Source organism: Roseomonas acroporae (assembly GCF_023223525.1).
In the GTDB taxonomy this organism is placed as follows: domain Bacteria; phylum Pseudomonadota; class Alphaproteobacteria; order Acetobacterales; family Acetobacteraceae; genus Roseomonas_E; species Roseomonas_E acroporae.
In genome coordinates this window covers 42,511-62,676 of the sequence record NZ_JALPRX010000029.1, presented here as the reverse complement: position 1 = coordinate 62,676, position 20,166 = coordinate 42,511, and the positions used below count along the sequence as shown (strand labels likewise).

The 20,166-nt window shown below is 70.7% G+C and carries 9 protein-coding genes; 7 read left to right on the top strand and 2 right to left on the bottom strand.

From position 1 onward, the window contains the following. The first annotated feature begins 53 nt into the window (after nt 1–53). Nucleotides 54–872 (top strand): bifunctional hydroxymethylpyrimidine kinase/phosphomethylpyrimidine kinase, encoded by an 819-nt coding sequence (gene thiD / locus M0638_RS07915; RefSeq protein WP_248666428.1) that lies wholly within the window; start codon nt 54–56, stop codon nt 870–872. A 330-nt stretch (nt 873–1,202) separates the two neighbouring features. Next, nucleotides 1,203–4,895, top strand: coding sequence for a beta strand repeat-containing protein (locus M0638_RS07910; protein WP_248666427.1), 3,693 nt, complete (start codon nt 1,203–1,205; stop codon nt 4,893–4,895). An 83-nt stretch (nt 4,896–4,978) separates the two neighbouring features. On the opposite strand, the gene M0638_RS07905 is transcribed toward M0638_RS07910, so the two are convergent. Further along, nucleotides 4,979–6,127 carry an FAD-dependent monooxygenase gene (locus tag M0638_RS07905; RefSeq protein ID WP_248666426.1) on the bottom strand — a complete coding sequence of 383 codons (1,149 nt, stop codon included), beginning with the start codon at nt 6,125–6,127 and terminating at the stop codon, nt 4,979–4,981. 344 nt (nt 6,128–6,471) lie between these two features. Here M0638_RS07905 and M0638_RS07900 point away from each other — a divergent pair, with 344 nt between their 5' ends. Both M0638_RS07900 and M0638_RS07895 read left to right on the top strand, forming a co-directional pair. After that, the gene (locus M0638_RS07900) at nt 6,472–7,524 is read left to right on the top strand and encodes a M29 family metallopeptidase (protein WP_248666425.1); all 1,053 of its coding nucleotides are present in this window, start codon (nt 6,472–6,474) and stop codon (nt 7,522–7,524) included. Nucleotides 7,525–7,716: 192 nt separating this feature from the next. Next, entirely contained in the window at nt 7,717–8,277 is a 561-nt protein-coding gene (locus M0638_RS07895; protein WP_248666424.1) for a MarR family winged helix-turn-helix transcriptional regulator, read from the top strand. A 280-nt stretch (nt 8,278–8,557) separates the two neighbouring features. Here the strand turns inward: M0638_RS07895 and M0638_RS07890 are convergent, their stop codons facing one another. Further along, a complete protein-coding gene (locus tag M0638_RS07890; protein ID WP_248666423.1) occupies nt 8,558–13,690 on the bottom strand; it encodes an Ig-like domain-containing protein in 5,133 nt (1,710 codons plus the stop codon). A gap of 1,320 nt (nt 13,691–15,010) precedes the next feature. Here M0638_RS07890 and M0638_RS07885 point away from each other — a divergent pair. From M0638_RS07885 to M0638_RS07875, 3 genes are all read left to right on the top strand, one after another. Beyond that, nucleotides 15,011–16,396 (top strand): M20/M25/M40 family metallo-hydrolase, encoded by a 1,386-nt coding sequence (locus tag M0638_RS07885; RefSeq protein WP_248666422.1) that lies wholly within the window; start codon nt 15,011–15,013, stop codon nt 16,394–16,396. Continuing rightward, nucleotides 16,396–17,979 (top strand): AbgT family transporter, encoded by a 1,584-nt coding sequence (locus tag M0638_RS07880; protein WP_248666421.1) that lies wholly within the window; start codon nt 16,396–16,398, stop codon nt 17,977–17,979. Before M0638_RS07885 ends, M0638_RS07880 begins: the two co-directional genes overlap by 1 nt. Nucleotides 17,980–18,305: 326 nt before the next feature. Then, nucleotides 18,306–20,138 carry an SLC13 family permease gene (locus M0638_RS07875; protein WP_248666420.1) on the top strand — a complete coding sequence of 611 codons (1,833 nt, stop codon included), beginning with the start codon at nt 18,306–18,308 and terminating at the stop codon, nt 20,136–20,138. Nucleotides 20,139–20,166 lie beyond the last annotated feature (28 nt).

The window sequence follows — 20,166 nt, the reverse complement described above, 5'->3', positions numbered from 1 at the left end:
CGTGGGATGCGCGGGCGGATGACGGGCCGAAGGGCAGGCCGGAGGACGGACGCTTGAAGGGCCGCGTCCTCGTCGTCGCCGGCTCGGATTCCGGCGGCGGCGCCGGCATCCAGGCCGACATCAAGACGGTGACGGCGCTCGGCGCCTTCGCCATGACCGCGATCACCGCGCTGACGGCGCAGGACACGCGCGGCGTGCACGGCGTGCTGCCGGTGCCGCCGCCCTTCATCCGCCAGCAGATGGAGCTGGTGCTCGACGACCTCGGCGCGGACGCGGTCAAGACCGGCATGCTGCACGACACGCCGACCATCGAGGCGGTGTGCGCGGTGCTGGCGGCGCGCGCGCCCGGCGTGCCGCTGGTGGCCGACCCGGTGATGGTGGCCAAGGGCGGCTCCCGCCTGCTCGACACCGACGCGGTGGAGACGCTGAAGCGCCGACTGCTGCCGCTGGCCACGCTGCTGACGCCCAACCTGCCGGAGGCCGAGGTGCTGTCCGGCTTCGCTATCCCCGACCTCGACGCCATGCGCCACGCGGCCGGGATGCTGCTGACCCTCGGCGTGCCGGCGGTGCTGCTGAAGGGCGGTCACCTGCCGGGCGACACCGTCACCGACCTGCTCGCCACCGAGGACGGGATCGAGGTCTTCGCCGCGCCGCGCATCGACACGCGCCACACCCACGGCACCGGCTGCACCCTGGCCAGCGCGATCGCGGCCGGGCTGGCGCAGGGGATGGCGCTGCGCGACGCGGTGGCACGGGCGCGCGCCTATGTGCGTGCGGCGATCGCGTCGGCGCCGGGGTACGGGCACGGGCACGGGCCGCTGGATCATGCGGTGACGGTGGATCCGGGAAGGCTGGAGGGGTTGGGCGGCTGAACGCGGCCGGGACCGGGGTCGAGGCATGCTGCCGATGCCGCGATGCGCGCGGACACAGGCTGACTCCGTGCTACGGATCGCAGAGGCAGGAGCTTCCGTGGATCGGCAGCGTCCGCAACCCGGGCGTGAGAGGCACTGCAAAGCGAGAAAATATTCGATATTTCTTGCAATGATTGCATAGATGACGAGATAGCCTGTGGATGTCGGTCAGAATCATTATCTCATTATTAAATGAATCACATCTTGTGAAGATTTAGCCTACTTCCTTCGCGATCGACTTAATTTCGTATTAGCATCGGACCAAAGGCCACTCTATTAAGGACGCGATGGATGGCAACCTACATAGGTACCGCCGGCAATGACACGCTGACGGGCACAGCCGGGGCTGATATTTTCGTCGGTAGTCTCGGAAGCGACACCATTGTCACCGGCGGCGGGTACGATCTGCTGGACTACTCAGCTCTGACGTATAATGGTGTTCCAGTCACCATTGTCTTCAACACCAACGCGAACACGATTGCCAAGTACTACAATGGTACGCTCATCGGTACCGACACAGCACCAAGCATCGACACCATCCGCGCTGGGTCGGGCAACGACTACCTGACGGGCCGTGATAGCACGCTCTATACCGGCAATGGCAGCAGCACCGCTGGCATCAACCTGGATGCCGGCCTCGGCACCAATACGATCGACGGCCGTGGCCTGGGTACGAATGTCGCTGACTTCCGCAGTATTGCAGGATCGATCACGATCAACCTGACAGCCGGCACGGCGACCGCCGCCGGCATGAGCGATACGCTGATCAATGTTCGCAAGGTTTGGGGCAACAATGCTGGAGACACAGTCTTAGGCAGCGCGGGCAACGACAGCTTCGTCCTCGGTTCCGGCGCAAATATTGTGGATGGAGCAGGCGGCACAAACCTCGTCGTCTACTCCTATGTCGGGGCTGCGATCAGTGTCGACATGAGTCAAGCATCAAATCAAGTCAGCCATAACGGCGTCTATGACACGCTGAGCAACATCCAGACTTTTGTCGCGACCAGCTACAATGATGTCTTGAGGGGTTCAGCCGTAAACGAATCGTTCTTTGGCCTCGCCGGCAACAACACAATCATAGGAGGCGGCGGATCGGATTGGGTGAAGTACGATAATTTCTTTGATGGCACTTATGGAGCCGGCACGCATGGGGCGACCGTAAACCTCACCACCGGCACCGCGACCAACCCCTGGGACGGCACCGACACGCTGACGGCGATCCAGCATGTCGAAGGCTCCCAGTTCGCCGACGACCTGACCGGCCGGTCCGGAAGCAACTACAGCTACCTGCGAGGCATGCAGGGCAACGACACGCTGCGTGCCCCCTCCGCCAGCAACTACGCCACCGCCGACTACATCTCCGATCCGGCCGGCGTCACCGTCAACCTTACCACCGGCTCTGCCACCGATGGCTGGGGCTACACCGATACGCTGGTGAACATCCACGTCGTCCGCGGCTCGGCCTACAACGACATCCTGGTCGGCTCGGCCACCGGCGACACCTTCATCGGCTCCCTCGGCAGCGACAGCGTCGACGGCGGCGACACCACCAACCGCAACACGATGGATTACCGCAACACCCAGTACTCCGGTACCAGCGTCTCCGTCACCTTCACCGCCCCCGGCACCGCGACGGTGACCAAGGCCGAGGGCGGCACCGACACGCTGACCAACATCAACCAGGTCCTCGGCACCAACGGCAACGACACGCTGATCGGCTACGCTGGCAGCAGCTTCCTTTCCCTGCGCCTGCGGGGCGAGGCCGGCAACGACACCATCAACGGCCAGAACAGCACCAACATCACCGTCGACTACCAGGACAGCCCCAACGCCGTCACGGTGGACCTCGCCGCCGGCACCGCCAGCGACGGCTGGGGCACCACCGACACGCTGATCGGCGTGGTGCGGGTGCAGGGCACCTCCTACAACGACACGCTGCTCGGCAGCGCCGGCAACGACGTGTTCCAGGTGGTCTCCTCCGGCGCCCACACCATCGACGGGCGCGGCGGCCTCAACACCGTGGTGTACCAGAGCAGCGACAACATCACGATCGACCTCGCCGCCGGCACCATCGTCAAGACCGGCGGCGTGACCGACACGCTGGCCAACATCACCCGCGCCTATGCCAGCGGCGGCAACGACACGGTGTATGGCTCGGCCGGCGACGACATCCTGGGCGGCGGCGCCGGCAACAACACCATCGACGGCCGCGGCGGCTACAACTACGTCGGCTACGTCTATTTCGCCGGTGGCGAGGACACGCCGACGCACGGCGTCACGGTCGATCTCTCGCACCAGACCGCCACCAACATGTGGGGCGGCACCGACGCGCTCGCCAACATCCAGGGCGTCGCCGGCTCCACCTTCGCCGACGACATGACCGGAATCGACCTCGGCGCCACGCGCTCCATGCTCCAGGGCCGGCAGGGCAACGACATCCTGCGCGCGCCCGACGACCATTCGCTGGTCACGGCCGACTACGTCAACGACCCCGCCGGCGTCGCGGTGAACCTGCCCAACGGCCAGGCGATCGACGGCTGGGGCGGGCTCGACACGCTGGTCAGCATCCACTCCGTGCGCGGCTCGGGCTATGCCGACATCATCGTCGGCGACGGCAAGCCGGACCTGATCGAGGGCGGAGCCGGCAACGACTATATCGACGGCGGCGCCGGCCTCGACACGGCGATCATCAACGCCACGCGCGCCAGCGCGACCCTCACCCACAACGCCGACAATTCCTGGACCGTGTCGAGCAGCGACGGCACCGACACGCTCGCCCATGTCGAGCGGCTGCGCTTCAGCGACGCCACGGTGGCGATCGGCCAGGCGGCGCCGGGCGACAGCGACGCCAACGGCACCTCCGACCTGCTGCTGCGCAACGATGCCGGCCCGATCGTGCTCTGGCAGATGGCCGGCAACGCCGTCACCGGCGGCGGGCTGGTGGCCAGCCTGGACGCGAGCTGGAGCCTGCGCGGCACCGGCGACTTCAACGGCAGCGGCCAGGCCAGCATCCTGCTGCAGAACGCCAACGGCACGCTGGGCCTGTGGGACCTGAACGGCAGCCAGCTCACCGGCGGCGGCGCGATCGGCACGGTCGGCAGCGACTGGAGCATCAGGGGGCTCTACGACTTCGACGGCGATGGCCGCACCGACATCCTCTTGCAGAACACCGCTGGCGCCGCGGTGGTCTGGGACATGAACGGCAGCCAGATCGCCGGCGGCGGCCTGGTCGGCACGGTCGGCAGCGACTGGAGCGTGCGCGGCGTCGGCGATTTCGACGGCGACGGCAAGGGCGGCATCCTCTGGCAGAACACCGCCGGCGCCGTGGTGGTGTGGGACCTGAACGGCAGCCAGCTCACCGGCGGCGGCCTGGTCGGCACGGTCGGCAGCGACTGGAGCGTGCGCGGCGTCGGCGATTTCGACGGCGACGGCAAGGGCGGCATCCTCTGGCAGAACACCGCCGGCGCCGTGGTGGTGTGGGACCTGAACGGCAGCCAGCTCACCGGCGGCGGCCTGGTCGGCACGGTCGGCAGCGACTGGAGCGTGCGCGGCGTCGGCGATTTCGACGGCGACGGCAAGGGCGGCATCCTCTGGCAGAACACCGCCGGCGCCGTGGTGGTGTGGGACCTGAACGGCAGCCAGCTCACCGGCGGCGGCCTGGTCGGCACGGTCGGCAGCGACTGGAGCGTGCGCGGCGTCGGCGATTTCGACGGCGATGGCCGCTCCGACATCCTCTGGCGGAACAACGACGGCACGCTGCTGATCTGGGAGATGCAGGACACGCAGGTGGCCGGCGGCGGCCTGGTGGCCACCCTCGACAGCTCCTGGGATGTCGAGAAGATCGGCGACTACAACGGCGATGGCCGTTCCGACATCGAGTTGCGCAACAGCAACGGCGCCCTGGTGGTCTGGGAGATGAACGGCACGCAGGTCATCGGCGGCGGGCAGGTCGCCTCGCTCGACACGAGCTGGCACCTCGTCTGATGCAAGCGGCGCGCCGTCACCGCCACGCGGCGCGCCGCTGGTGAACCGCCCCGGGTCTTCCGGAGGCTGTTTGCCGGCGGCTCCTAGGCCGGCTCCGCCATCCGCAGCGGCTCCGCGAACACGTCGTGCGCGAACACCCAGGCCGGGTCCTCCTGGGTCCGCAGCCAGGTGTTGGCGTTCGATACCGCCTGTACGCGCGAGGCGCGCTCGCGCCGCGTGCCCTCGTACAGCCGGAAGGCCGTGGCATGGTCGTCGAGGCCGGTCTCGGCCAGCGCACGGGCCAGGATGGCGCCGTCCTCGATCGCCATGGCGGCGCCCTGCGCCATGTGCGGCTTCATCGGGTGGCAGGCATCGCCCAGCAGCACCAGCCGGCCGCGGCTCCACAGCGGCAGCGGGCTGCGGTTCAGCAGCGGCCACTTCGAGACCTCGTCGCTGCTCTCGATCAGCGCCTGCACGGTGGGGCAGTAGCCGGCGAAGGCCTCGCGCATCTCCTCGCGGCTGGAGGGGACGGAGTTGCCGTCGAAGTCCCAGGCCGGGTGCGGCACGCCGGTGACGTAGTAGTACTCGGCCCGGCCGCCGGTCGTGTAGTAGACCATCATGTGGCGGTCGTCGGACCACCACTTGACGCAGTCCTCGAAGATGTCGGCGTGCTCGCGCAGCTTCTCGCCGCGGATCAGCGCGCGGTGCGCCACCCAGCCGCTGTAGTGCGGCTTCTCCGGGCCGAGCAGCACCTCGCGGATGCGCGAGTTGATGCCGTCCGCGCCGACCACGATCGCCGCCTCGGCAGTGGTGCCGTCCGTGAAGGAGAGCAGCACGCCGTCCTCGCGCTCCTCGACCGTGGCGAGCTGCTTGCCGAAATGCACGCGGGCAGGGTCGAGCGTGCCCATCTGCAGCTCGTGCATGTCGCCGCGGTGCACGGTGACGTAGGGCGCGCCGTACTCGCGCACCGCGAAGGCCCCGAGCGGGATGCGCGAGAGGTACTCGCCGGTGGCGCCGTCGCGGCTGAACCAGAAGTCGGGGTGCGAGCTGACCGCGGCCAGCCGGTCCTCGATGCCGAGGCGGCGGAAGATCTTCATGACGTTGGGGCCGACATGGATGCCGGCGCCGAGGCGGGAGAAGCCCTCCGCCTGCTCGTACACGTCCACCGCGAAGCCGGCCTCGCGGAGCAGGGCCGCCGTGGCCGCGCCCCCGAGCCCGGCGCCCACCACCGCGACGTTCTGCTGCCTCGCCATCCCCCTGCCTCCTGCTGCCAACCACGCAATTGTAGCGTACACGCTGCAAATCAGGAAGGCGGAAATCCGGCCCGCGAGCCCGCACCGGGCATTCGGCTGCCGCTTTCGTGGGCTTGTGCGCGCCCTGCCGGCACGTTTCGTGGCGCTTCTGCCCGGCGGTGGCGCAATCGCCTTGAAGCTGGGCGATCAACCGGGTACACGCTGGGGCGGGGTGCCGCCCCTATCCCGCCCCGCCGCCGATCGCGGACCTGCCGCCGCAACCCCGCCGCGGCGCGCCGGGAGCCTTCCCGGCATCCGCCCCGGTATCCACGGTGGGGCCGCAACCCCTGGCCAAGGAAGCACCGATGCCCGTCAGCGACACCGAGCTCACGCAGATGTTCGAGCACGTGCTGCGCCTGTCCAAGGTCGACGAGACGCAGAGCGTGGCGGTGCTGAGCAGCCACTACTCGAACCAGCGCACCGTGCGCGCGGCGATGGCGGCCGCGCAGCGCCTCGGCGCCCGGGTGTTCGGCGTCGAGCTGCCCTCCTTCAACCACCCGCGCGCCATGGGCAACGACCTCACCGGCTATTGCGGCGACACGGCGCTGACCGGCCACAAGGCGGCGCAGCGCGCGCTGGAATGCGCCGACCTGATCGTGGACACGATGATGCTGCTCCACTCGCCCGAGCAGGAGCAGATCCTGAAGACCGGCACCCGCATGCTGCTCGCCGTCGAGCCGCCGGAGCTGCTGGCGCGCATGCTGCCCACCATGCAGGACAAGGAGCGCGTCGAGGCCGCCGCCGCGGTGCTGCAGAAGGCGCGCTCGATCTCGGTGACGTCGAAGGCCGGCAGCGACTTCCGCGCCACCCTCGGCCAGTACCCGACGGTCACGGAATACGGCTTCGCCGACGCCCCCGGCCGCTGGGACCACTGGCCGAGCGGCTTCCTGTTCACCTGGCCGAACGAGGAGACCGCCGAGGGCACCCTGGTGATCGACGTCGGCGACATCCTGCTGCCCTTCAAGACCTATGCGCGCGAGCGGATCACGCTGGAGATCCAGGGCGGCTTCGTGCGCGGCATCCATGGCGGCTTCGAGGCCGAGTACCTGCGCGACTACATGGCCTACTTCAAGGATCCCGAGGTGTACGGCATCTCCCACCTCGGCTGGGGCCTGCAGGACCGCGCGCAGTGGACCGCGCTCGGCCTGCACGACAAGAACGACGGCATCGGCATGGATGCCCGTGCCTACGCCGGCAATTTCCTGTTCTCCACCGGCCCCAACACCGAGGTCGGCGGCAGCCGCAAGACGCCCTGCCACATGGACATCCCCCTGCGCGGCTGCGACGTGGCGCTGGACGGCGAGCTGGTGGTGGCTGGCGGCAAGGTGGTGGCCCCGGCGGCCTCGCTGCCGCGCTGAGGCGGCGGGCGCCTCATGGCGCGACCATGAGGGGGATGACCATGAGGGGGACGCTCATGGGAGGGACGCCCGCTAGGGGGGCGGTCGCGAGGCGGCCAGGGCGGGGCGGGGACGGCCGATCATCCGTCGCCGCGCCGCCCGCATCGTGCCGGTCTTGTCCGGCCGGCCGCCTTCGCGCATAGCCGGCGCGCCATGGCACGATCGACCACCAGACACCGGACGGCGATCCGGCAGCCCACGGGCGACCAGCCCGGCAGCGGCGACCCGGTCGGGATGGCGACCCGGCCGCCGGCGGCGGTGCCGGAGGGCGCCGCGGCGCTGGAGGGATACGACTTCGCGCAGCAGATCGGCTACCTGCTGCGCCGCGCCTACCAGCGCCACCTCGCCATCTTCCAGCGCCTGAGCGCCGACCCGCACCTCACCTCGGTGCAGTTCGTGACCCTGTGCGCCCTGCACGACCTCGGGCCCGGCACGCAGACCGATCTGATCCGCGCCACCGGCATCGACCAGGCGACCATCCGCGGCATCATCGAGCGTCTGCGCCGTCGCGGCCTGCTGGCGGCGCTCGCCGATGCCGGCGACCGGCGCAAGGTGATCCTGAGCCTGACGCCGGCCGGGCGGGCGCTGCTCTCGGCGATGATCCCGAGCGTCCGGCGCATCACCGAGGAGACGCTGGGCCCGCTCAACCCGGCCGAGCGCATGGCGGCGCTCTACACGTTGCGCCGGATGATCGAGGCGGGCGGGGAGGGTTGAGCAGGCCTCCGGAGGTTCGTGCCCGGACGGATGGCCGGGGGGCAGGCTCGCATGGTGTCCCGCCGCCCTGACGGCGCCGACCGGCCTGGCCGGCGCCGGCCGATCTCGAGCGTGGCCGATTAGAAGGGGCGGGCCGCACCGTGTGTGGCCCGCCCCGATCCCGCCGCCGGCGCTCTGCTGGCCCGGTCGGCGTTCATGCCGTTCCGCGTGGGGGCCGACTTGCCGCCGCCTGCCGGTGGCGAGGCGGCGGCGCGTCAGCGGCGGATCGGACGCCGGCCCGTCACACGATGCTCCAGTCGGAGCCGATGTGCCCGGCGGCGCCGATCTGGGCGAGCTGCTGGTTGGCGAAGGTCCAGATGGCGAGGTTGCCGCCGGCGTCGCGGAGGATGAGGTCGGCGGTGCCGTTGCCGTCGTAGTCGCCGGTGGCCTGGAGGGTCCAGCCGGTGGGCAGCTGGCCGGGGCGGTAGCCCGCGGTGATCTCGTGGCCGTTCATGGTGAACAGGGCGAGGTTGCCCTGGGCGTCCTGCCAGAGCATGTCGTCGTGGCCGGTGCCGGCGAAGTCGGCGGCGGCCTTGAAGGTCCAGTCGTCGCCGATCATGGCGACGAGGCCGCCCCCGCTGACCTGGCCGTTGGCGACCTGCCACTCGGCGACGGTGCCGTCGCTGTTGCGCAGCAGGATGTCGCTGCGGCCGTTGCCGTCGAAGTCGCCGGTGCCGAGCACCGTCCAGCTCGGGTCGAGGTGGCTGAGCAGGGCGCCGCCGGTGATGGCGGCGCCGTTCATGGCGAACATGACGACGTCGCCGCTCTCGTGCTGGAGCAGGATGTCGCTGCGGCCGTCGCCGTCGAGGTCGCCGGTGCCGGCCACGCGCCAGCTGTTCTCGAGCGGGGCGACAAGGTTGCTGGCCTGGAGCTGGCCGTTCTGCAGCGTCCACTCGACCAGCGAGCCGTCGGGCTGGCGCAGCAGCAGGTCGGCCTGGCCGTTGCCGTCGAAGTCGGCCATGGCCACGGCGTGCCAGCCCTCGCCCGGGGCGCCGGTGAAGGTGCCGCTGGTGACGTGGTTGGCGTCCATGGTGAAGAACACGACGTTGCTGGTGCCCGCCTGCTGCACCAGGAGGTCGGTGCGCCCGTCGCCGTCGCCGTCGGAGGCGGTGTGGGCGGCGGGGGTGAGGACGTGCACCGCCTCGGGCATGGTGGCGGCCGAGAGGTTGCCGGCCGCGTCGACGGCGCGGGCGGTGAGGCTGTGCGTACCGAAGGCGAGCGGCGTGCCGGCGAGGTCGAGCTGCCAGTGGCCGGCATTGTCCACCGTGGCGGTGCCGAGGGTGGTGTTGCCGTCCTGGACCAGCACCTGGGTGCCGAGGCTGCCGCTGCCCTCGAGCAGCAGGCCGCCACCACGCACCGAGCCGTCGGCGCGCAGGCCGGCGATGGGGTCGAAGGTGGGCAGGCCGGGGGCGGTGGTGTCGACCGTGACGGTGTAGGCTGCCGAGAGGGCGGAGACGTTGCCCGCCGCGTCCAGCGCCACCGCGGTCAGGCCGTGGCTGCCCTCGGCGAGCGGGGCGGCGAGCGTCAGGCTCCAGTGGCCGTCCTGGCCGGTCTGGGCCGGGCCGAGATAGACCAGCCCTTCGTAGACGGCGACCGTGCTGCCGGCCTCGGCGGTGCCGTGGACGGTGACGGCGCCGGTGCTGGTCAGCCCGTCATGGGCGGAGACGCCGTTGTCGGGGGTGATGCCGAGCAGCACCGGGGCGCCGGGGGCGGTCTGGTCGACCACCACCGTGCGGCCGCTGGCGGCCGATTCGTTGCCGGCGGCGTCCCGGGCGGTGACGCTCAGCGCGTGGCTGCCCTCGGCGAGCGGGGTGGCGAGGGTGTAGTGCCACTGGCCGGCCTGGTCGGCGACGGCGGTGCCGAGCTGGGTGTTGCCGTCGCGCAGCACGACGGTGATGCCCGCCTCGGCGGTGCCCGAGAGGGTCAGCGCGCCGTTGTGGACGATGCCGTCGGTCGGCAGCAGGCCGTCATCGGGCGCGATGCCGATGGCGCCCGGCGCGGCCGGCGGGGTGAGGTCGATGGTGAAGTCGGTGTTGACGGCAGTGCCGGCGGTGTTGCCGTAGAGGTCCATCGCCACGGCGCCGAGGCTGTGGCTGCCCTCGCCGAGCGGGGAGTCGAGCGTCAGGGTCCAGTGGCCGCTGCCGTCTGCGGTGGCGGTGCCGAGCTCGGTGCCGCCGTTGGCGACGGCGACGTGGCTGCCCGCCGGCGCGGTGCCGCTGATCTGCGACAGCGCCTGGTTGCCGAGGGCGGGGATGCTGTCGATGGCGGGCGCGGCGATCGTGGTGGCGAGGACGTCCACGGCGTAGGTGGCCGAGGCGGCGGAGACGTTGCCGGCCGCGTCGGTGGCCGTGGCGGTCAGCGCGTGGAGGCCGTTGCCGAGCGGGGCGCCGGCGAGGCTGTAGCTCCAGCCGCCGCTGCTGTCGGCGGTGACGCTGCCGATGACGCCGGCACCGTCGCGCAGGATGACGGTGGCGTCGGCCTCGGCGGTGCCGGAGAGGGTGCCGTTGCCGAGGCGCGTCTGGCCGTCGATGGCGGAGAAGCCCTCGTCGTTGGTCAGGCCGGTGATCTGCGGGCTGGCCGGGGCGGTGAGGTCCACCGTCACGTCGGCGGCGGCGGCGGTGGAGACGTTGCCGGCCGTGTCGGTGGCCGTGGCGGTCAGGCTGTGGCTGCCCTCGGCCAGGGTGGTGGCGATGGACCAGTGGCCGCCCGTGGCGGTGGCGCTGCCGAGCAGCGTCTGACCTTCGTAGACCTTGACCGTGCTGCCGGCCTCGGCGGTGCCGGAGAGCGTCACGGCGCCGGTGTTGGTGATGCCGTCGCTGGCCGAGGCGCCGCTGTCGGGGCTGATCGCGGTGACGACCGGCTCGGCGGGGTTGGTCAGGTCGATCACCAGCATGCCGACCGGGTTGCCGCCGGAGACGTTGCCGGCCACGTCGGTGGCTGTCGCGCTCAGGTTGTGGCTGCCCTCGGCCAGGGTCAGGTCCAGCGACCAGACGCCCTGGGTGTCGGTGGTGGCGCTGCCGAGCAGCGTCTGGCCTTCGTAGACCCTGACCGTGCTGCCGGACTCGGCGGTGCCCTGGATGCTCACCGCGCCGGTGCTAGTGATGCCGTCATGGTCGGAGAGGCCGGTATCGGGCAGCAGCGCGGTGCCGACCGGGGCGGCGGGGGCGACGGTGTCGATCGTCACCGTGGTGGTGGCGGAGAGGCCGGAGTAGTTGCCGGCCCCGTCGGTGGCGCCGGCACGGATGTTGTGCGTGCCCAGGCTCAGCGGATGGGTGGCGAGGCTGAGCGACCAGTTGCCGCTGCTGTCGGCGAAGGTGGTGCCGAGGCTGGTGCTGCCGTCGAAGACGATGACCTTGCTGCCGGCCTCGGCGGTGCCGGTGATGTGCGGCGTGGTGGTGTTGGTGATCCGGTCCGTGGCGGAAAGGCCGTTGTCGGGCGTGACGCCGCCGATCACGGGCAGCGCCGGGGCGACGGTGTCGACGACGACGGTCCTGGTGGCGGAGATGTCGGAGTAGTTGCCGGCCGCGTCGGAGGCGGTGGCGCTCAGGCCATGGCTGCCCTCGGCGAGCGGGTGTGCGGCCAGGCTGATGCTCCAGTTGCCGCCATTGTCGGCAACGGCCTGGCCGATGTAGTTGTCGCCGTCGTAGAGCACGACGGTGCTGTTGGCCTCGGCCGTGCCGTGCACCGTGACCGCGCCCGTGGCGGTCTGGCCGTCGCCGACGGTACCGGTGTCGGGGGTGATCGAGGCCACGACCGGGGCGGCGGGGGCGGTGCTGTCGAGGACGAAGCTGCGGCTGGCGCCGGCGGAGGTGTTGCCCCACGGGTCCATCGCCGTCGCGGTCAGGGTCTGGTTGCCGTCGGGGACGGCGCCCGGGGCGAGGTCGATGTGCCAGGTGCCGTCCTGCTGCACCGTGGTGGTGAGGGGCTGGGCGAGGCCGCCGCCGCTGAGGATGATCTGCGTGCCGGCGATGCCGGTGCCGGAGACGCCGGGCAGCGCGTTGACCAGGGCGTCGACGCTGTCGAGCGTGGGGGTGGCGACGCTGGCGGTGTGCACCTCCACGTCGAAGACGGCCGAGGCGGTGCTTTCGTTGCCGGCGTCGTCGAACTCGCGCGCGGTCAGGCTGTGCGTGCCCTGCGAGAAGGCGGTGCCGGGGGCGTAGCTCCACTCGCCGTTGGGGCCGGCGATGGCGGTGCCGAGCAGCGTGGTTCCGTCATAGACGTGGACCCAGGCGCCCGAGGTGGCCGTGCCGTAGACCGTCACCGCGCCGGTGCTGGTCATGCCGTCGCTGCCGTCGAAGCCCCCGTCCGGGGAAATATGGGTGATCGTCGGCACGCCCGTGGGCGGCGTCGTGTCGATGGTGATGGGCCAGGGGCCGTCCAGGAGCGGCATCGGCGCGATGGCGAGCACCGCGGCGTTGCCGTTGGCGTCGACCAGGGTCGCGCCGCCGTCGAGGCTCAGTCCGATGGCGTCGATGGAGGGGGCGTCCTGCCCGTCGGCGACGGTGTAGTGGAAGACCAGCTGGTCGTTGCCGACGCCCGACACGCTGCCCGCGGTCACCACCGCGCCGTTCGACAGGATCAGCGTGGCGACGCCGCCGTTCAGCGTCACGGCCTCCGACATGGTGACGGTGATGTCGATCGTGTCGCCGGCGTTGAAGTAGGCCGGCCACTGCTCGCCGCTCGTGTTGGTGACGGAGACCCCGCTCACCCGCGGCAGCGCGTCCACCACCGCCGTCGGCGTGCTGGCGATGCTCTCCGCCGTGCCGCCATCGTCGATGTAGCTGGCCACCGCCCGCACCTGGTGCCCGGCATCCGCCTGCGACAGCGTGTAGGTGCCGTCCGTCGCACCGCCGATGGCCGTCCAGCCGCCCTGCCCGTCGTCGCGCTCCCACTGGTAGCCGACCGCGCCCGGCGAGATCCCGTCCGCATCCGCGATGCCGGTTGCATCCGCCGTCAGAATCTGGCCCTCGGTCGCGTTGCCGAGGAGCGTCGGCCCGCTCGTGGGAACGCTGTTGGCCAGCGTGAGGGAAATATTGTCGATGTCAGTGTAATAAGAATTCGCGAGACTGTTTTGAAAGCTCAGCACATCCCCGGCTCCGAGAGTCAGGGGGGTCGAGAAGGAAAACATGACGCCATAGGCAGTGGTTACCGGCGCGCCATTGATCAGCACATCCACTGCATCTGATGGCAAGTAAGTAAACAAATCGAAACTAAGGGTGTAAGTCCCGGCATTCGCGATGGGGGTGTTGTAGGTCAGCGATCCGCCCATGTTGAACTCGACATAGTAGCCCGGGATGTAGGTCGCCCCGGCCCCCAGGCTCCAGCCGCTGGTGTCGGTGCTGAAATCGCCGTTCGTGATGATGTTGGCGCTCATGGTCTGCCGTGCTCCTGGTGGGTTCGGGGAATGGGTCGTTCAGGGGCGTCCACCCCGCCTTCGGCGAGGGCGACGTGTGGAAAGGCGTTCGGCCCGGCGCGTTACGGTTGGCGCCCTGGCCTTTTCGCGGATGGGGATGAGCAAGAGCGGCGGAGATCACCTGGCCGGTTCGGGAAGGCGTGCCGCCGCGATTGGCCGTTGGACATATTCGGATGGCGGTTGAGCCGGAGGCCGGCCGTGTAGCTGCCGGCGCTGGCAATCAGTCGCGCGTCATCCGTGCACCGGTTGCTGGATGGCCGAACGTATCCATCCGCGTCGCAACGATGGCTTCCGTTCCAGAGGCCGGGCCCATCCGGGAGGGAGTGATGGCCAGTCGGCGCGGTATGGGCGCAGGCTGCATCTCGGCGCGCACCGGCCATTTCCCGACAGGCAGGCGATTGCCAGTTCCGGCGGGTTTTCACAGCGGCGCCCGCCCTACCGAAGGGTCCCGGATCGACAAGACCTGTCATCCTCGCTTTCTGTCGGCGGCCAGATTGCCTGCCAGACGTCAAGCGTCGGTAAATCGGGGATCATCTCCCCGTCGCAGCCCGGTTTGCCGTGCCGGGGAAACCATGCCTCCGTTCGGCTCTGGCCGATCAGGCGGCGCGGCGGAGGGCATGGGTGATGGCGCCACGGAGGGCCGGTGCGGGTTTCATACGGGGCCGCACGAGTGCGGAGCCGCATGATTCGTCGGTTCTGCGCCCGGCCGCCCCACCGATCCCACGCGCGATACCGGTCCGCACGAGTCGGGACCCGCGCGGGCCGGTATCACATGCTCGCCCGTGGTCGCGGCCGTGAGGAAACCCTGCTCGCGCCGGATCTGGCGTCGGACGGTGGCGAGGGTGCCGGAGAAGGCGGGTCGCGCCTGTGGTACCGGGCGATGGCCGGCCCGCGGCGCCGTGCCGGCTGCCCGAGTCGGGCGACGGGCAGGGCCACGATCGGGAACAGGCCGGGCAGGCAGGGCGTGGCGCGGGCGATGGCCCAGGGCATGGGCGTGCCATGCGCAGGACGCGGAACGTTCCGTGCCTTGGGACGGCGGGCACAGCCGCGGCATGCCCGGCCCATGCCAGCACCGCCCGGCCCGGATATCCTGGCCCGGCCCGCCGCGGCAGCGACGGCGGGGACCGTGGCGGCAGGCCGGGCGCTGGCGCGCCGCCGGGTACGGGAGGAGGGCGCCGGCGGAACGACCGGGCGCGCCGGACAGGCGCCGGCCGGGCCGCCGCCACCTGCCCGCGCCACCCCGCTGCCGGCATGCCGGGGCATCCCGGACGCGGAGTTCCCATGGACAAGCTCGACCAGGTGCTGGCGCGCATCGACACCGACCTCGAGGCCGCGCTCGGCCGACTCTTCGCCCTGCTGCGGATCCGCTCCATCTCGACCGATCCGGCCTACGCCGCCGAGTGCCGGGCCTGCGCGGACTGGCATGTCGCGGACCTGAAGACCATCGGCTTCGACGCGGTGTCGCATGCGACGCCCGGCCATCCGATCGTGGTCGGCCATGCGCGCGGCGGCGGCGGGCCGCGGGCGCTGTTCTACGGCCACTACGACGTGCAGCCGGTCGACCCGCTGGAGCTGTGGGACCGCGACCCGTTCGACCCGGTGATCGAGACCCTGCCGGACGGCACGAAGGTGCTGCGCGGCCGCGGCACCTCGGACGACAAGGGCCAGGTGATGACCTTCGTCGAGGCCTGCCGGGCCTGGAAGGCCGTCACCGGCGCCCTGCCCATCCCCATGACCATCCTGCTGGAGGGCGAGGAGGAATCGGGCGGCGTGAACCTGCCGCCCTTCCTGAAGTCCCACGCGGCCGAGCTGCGGGCCGATATCGGGCTGATCTGCGACACCACCATGTGGGACCCGTCGACGCCCGCGATCCAGACCATGCTGCGCGGCCTCTGCGGCGAGGAGGTGTTCATCCACGCCGCCGACCGCGACCTGCATTCGGGCTTCTACGGCTCGGCCGCGGCGAACCCGAACCACGTGCTCGCCCGCATCATCGCCGATCTGCACGACGCCGAGGGGCGCGTCACCCTGCCCGGCTTCTACGACGGCGTGCCGGAGCTGCCCGAGGCGCTGCGCCGGCAGTGGGATTCGCTGAACTTCGACGCCGCCGCCTTCCTCGGCGCGGTCGGCCTCTTCGTGCCGGCCGGCGAGAAGGGACGCAGCGTGCTGGAGATGGTCTGGTCGCGCCCGACCTGCGAGGTGAACGGCATGGGCGGCGGCTACCAGGGCGCGGGCTTCAAGACCGTGATCCCCGCCACCGCCTCGGCCAAGGTCTCCTTCCGGCTGGTCTTCGACCAGGACCCGCACGCCATCCGCGCGGCGTTCCGCGAATTCGTCAGCAGCCGGCTGCCGGCGGACTGCCGGGCGACGTTCGCCGAGCACGGCTCGGGCCGCGCCATCCGCTTCCCGATCGACGACCCCGCCTTCGCCCGCGCGCGCGAGGCGCTGACCGAGGAGTGGGGGAAGCCGGCCGTGTTCGTGGGAGGCGGCGGCTCGATCCCGGTGACGCACGAGCTGAAGCAGGCGCTCGGCATGGACGTGATCCTGGCCGGCTTCGCGCTGGAGGACGACCGCATCCACAGCCCGAACGAGAAGTACAACCTGGAGAGCTTCCGCCGGGGCATCCGCTCCTGGGCGCGCATCCTCGACGCGCTGGCGAGGGGCTGATGGCGACGGCCACGACCCCGGAAGCGGGGCAGGAGAAGGACCCGGCGCGCGGGGCCGCCACCGGGCACAGGACGGCGATGCAGAAGGTCCTCGACGTGGTCGAGCGGGTCGGCAACCGCGTGCCGCACCCGGTGATGATCTTCGTGATCCTGATCGCCGTCGTGATCGTGCTGTCGCAGATCCTCGCCATGCTCGGCGCGCGGGTCTCGTACCAGACCATCGACATCGAGACCGACCAGCTCGTCGACCATACCACCATGGCGCGCAGCCTGCTGACCGTCGACGGCATCCGCTTCATGTTCACGGGGTTCATCCAGAACTTCATGAACTTCAACGCCGTCGGCGTCATCATCGTGGCGATGACCGGCGTCGGCGTGGCCGAGGAATCGGGCCTGATCCAGACGCTGATCCGCAAGCTGGTGATCGTGGCGCCGCCGGCGGCGCTGACCTACATCCTCACCTTCGTCGGCATCGTCTCCTCGATCGCGGCGGATGCCGGCTACCTCGTGCTGATCCCGCTCGCGGCGGCGGCCTTCATCAGCGTCGGCCGGCACCCGCTCGCCGGCCTCGGCCTCGCCTTCGCCGCCGTGGCCTCGGCCTTCCTGGTCAACATCCTGATCGTGCCGACCGACGGCATCCTGACCGAGATCACCAACGACGCCATCCACCTGGTGAACCCGAACCTCTCCATCGACCTCGCCGCCAACGTCTGGTTCTCGATCGGCTCGGTCGTGATGCTCACCATCGTCATCTCCCTCATCAACGATCGGATGATCGAGCCGCGCCTCGGCCCCTACACCGGCGAGTACGAGGCGCCGGCGGATTCGGGTATCTCCGAGGACGAATCGCGCGGCCTGCGCTACGCGCTCTGGGGCCTGGTCGGCGTGGCCGTCCTGCTCGCCGCGCTGACGCTGCCGCCGGGCGCGCCGCTGCGCCACCCGGCGACGGGCGCCATCATCGGCAACTCGCCCTTCATGACCAGCCTGATCGTCTCGATCGCCCTGCTGTTCCTGGTCTGCGGCGCGGCCTACGGGATCGGCGCGCGGACCATGAAGGGCACGAACGACGTCATCGCCGCGATGCAGAAGGCGATCGCCAGCCTGGCCGGGCTGATCCTGCTGCTGCTCGTCATCAGCCAGTTCATCGCCTACTTCAACTACACCAACATGGCGACGCTGGCCGCCGTCTCGCTCGCCGACATCCTCAAGCGCGCCAACCTCGACGCGCTCTGGCTGCTGGTCGGCTTCATCGTCGTCACCTTCGTGCTCGACCTCATCCTCACCGGCGCGATCGCGAAGTGGGCGCTGTTCGCGCCGATCTTCGTGCCGCTGCTGATGCGCCTGCACGTGGACCCGGAGGCCGTGCTGGCCGCCTACCGGGTAGGCGATTCACCGATCAACTCCATCACCCCGCTCAATCCCTACTTCGCGATGATCGTGGTGTTCTGCCAGCGCTACCAGCAGGATGCGGGCATCGGCACGGTGATCGCCCTCATGCTCCCCTACGTGGCGGTGCTCTGCGTCGTCTGGACGCTGTTCTTCGCCGGCTGGTTCCTGCTGGGGCTGCCCTGGGGGCTGGGCTGAGGCAGCCAGGGTCGGCCGCCGCGCCCGCGCCGGGAAGGGGAGCGGCGCCACGACCGCCGCCCCCTCCCCCGGCCTTCTTCTCGGCCTTCTTCTCAGCCTTCCCCGTGGCTTTCCCCCAGACTTCTCGGCTTGCCCCCTCGGGCTCTCGCCCTGTCCCTCGCGCGTTCCTTTCTCCTGCGCCGCATGGCAGCCGACGCCTGCGCGCCTACCTCCGCTGCCGCCCCTCTGTTATGGGGGCATCCGCCGGCTTCCCGACGGTTCGCCGGCGCGTCTCCTCCTTCCGTCACGGGCGCCGCGTCGCGCCCCCTCTGCCGCGCGGAACCGCCATGTCGACGTCGCTGCTGATCGTCCTGCTCCTGCTCGCCGCCGCGGTCGTGATGTTCGTCGTCAACCGCCCGCGCATGGACGCGGTGGCGCTGATCATGATCGTGGCCATGCCCTTCACCGGCGTCGTCACCATCGGCGAGGCGCTGGCCGGCTTCAGCGATCCCAGCATCGTCCTGATCGCGGCGCTGTTCGTGATCGGCGAGGGGCTGGTGCGCACCGGCGTCGCGCGCCACCTCGGCGACTGGCTCGACGCGAAGGCGCGCGGCAGCGAGGTGCGGCTGCTCGTGCTGCTGATGCTGGTCGTCGCCGGCCTCGGCGCCTTCATGAGCTCGACCGCGGTGGTCGCGATCTTCATCCCCGTGGTGCTGCGCATCTGCCAGAACACCGGCACCCCGCCGCGCCGCCTGATGATGCCGCTCAGCGTGGCCGCGCTGATCAGCGGCATGATGACCCTGGTCGCGACCGCTCCCAACCTCGTCGTCGACGCCGAGCTGCGGCGCCAGGGCGCCGCGGGCTTCCAGTTCTTCAGCTTCACCCCCTTCGGCGTGCCGATCCTGATCCTCGGCATCCTCTACATGCTGCTCGCCCGCCGCCTGCTGGCGGGCGGCGCGGACCGGGCCGGGGCGGCGCGGCGGCAGGCGAGCCTGCGCGACTGGATCGGCCAGTACGGGCTGGCCGGACGCGAGCACCGGGTGCGGGTCATGCCGGGCTCGCCGCTGATCGGCCGGCGCGTCGGGGACTATTCGGACCGCCTCGCCGGGGTGAACCTGCTGGCGATCGAGCGCGGCCACCGCTTCCGCCACGAGGTCGTCCGCCCCACGCCGCGCACCGAGTTCCAGGTGCACGACATCCTGCTGGTCGACGTCATGGACACCGGGCTCGGGATCGAGGCGCTGCAGCGCGAGTACGGCGTCGCGCCGCTGGCGCTCTCCGACGGCGCCTGGTTCGCCGACAAGGCGCAGGAGATCGGGCTGGTCGAGGTGATCCTGCCCACCGGCTCCTCGCTGGCAGGGCAGACCGTGCCGCAGGCGCGGGTCCGCGCCGATTACGGGCTGACCGCGATCGGCCTGCGCCGGGGGCAGACGGTGTTCGGCGCCGAGCTGCGCGAGGAGAAGCTGAAGGTCGGCGACACGCTGCTGCTGGCCGGCTTCTGGCCCGACATACGCCGCCTGCAATCCGATACCGCCGACTTCGTCGTGCTCGCCCTGCCGGCCGAGATGCAGGAGGTGCTGCCCGCCGCAAGCCGCGCGCCGCAGGCGGTGGCGGTGCTGGTGCTGACCGTGGGGTTGATGGTCAGCGGCGTCGTCGCCAACGTCCACGCCGCGCTGATCGGCTGCCTGCTGATGGGCCTGTTCCGCTGCGTCGACCTCAACAGCGCCTACCGCGCGATCAACTGGCAGAGCCTGGTCCTGATCGTCGGCATGCTTCCCTTCTCGCTGGCGCTGCAGCGCACCGGCGGCGTCGACCTCGCGGCGGAGGCGCTGCTCGCCGCCGCCGGCAACGCCTCGCCGCGCACGATGCTGGCGATCCTGTTCGTGATCACCGCGTCGCTCGGCCTGTTCATCTCCAACACCGCGACGGCCGTGCTGATGGCGCCGGTGGCGCTGGCGGTGGCCAAGGATCTCGGCGCCTCGCCCTATCCCTTCGCCATGATCGTGGCGCTCGCGGCCTCCACGGCCTTCATGACGCCCATCTCCTCGCCGGTGAACACGCTGGTGGTCGGGCCGGGCAACTACGCCTTCGCCGACTTCGTCAGGGTCGGCGTCCCGTTCTCCATCATCGTGATGGCCGCCTCCCTGGTGCTGGTGCCCTGGCTCATGCCCTTCCACTGAGAGAGCGCAGGCGCCCGCCGGGGACAGG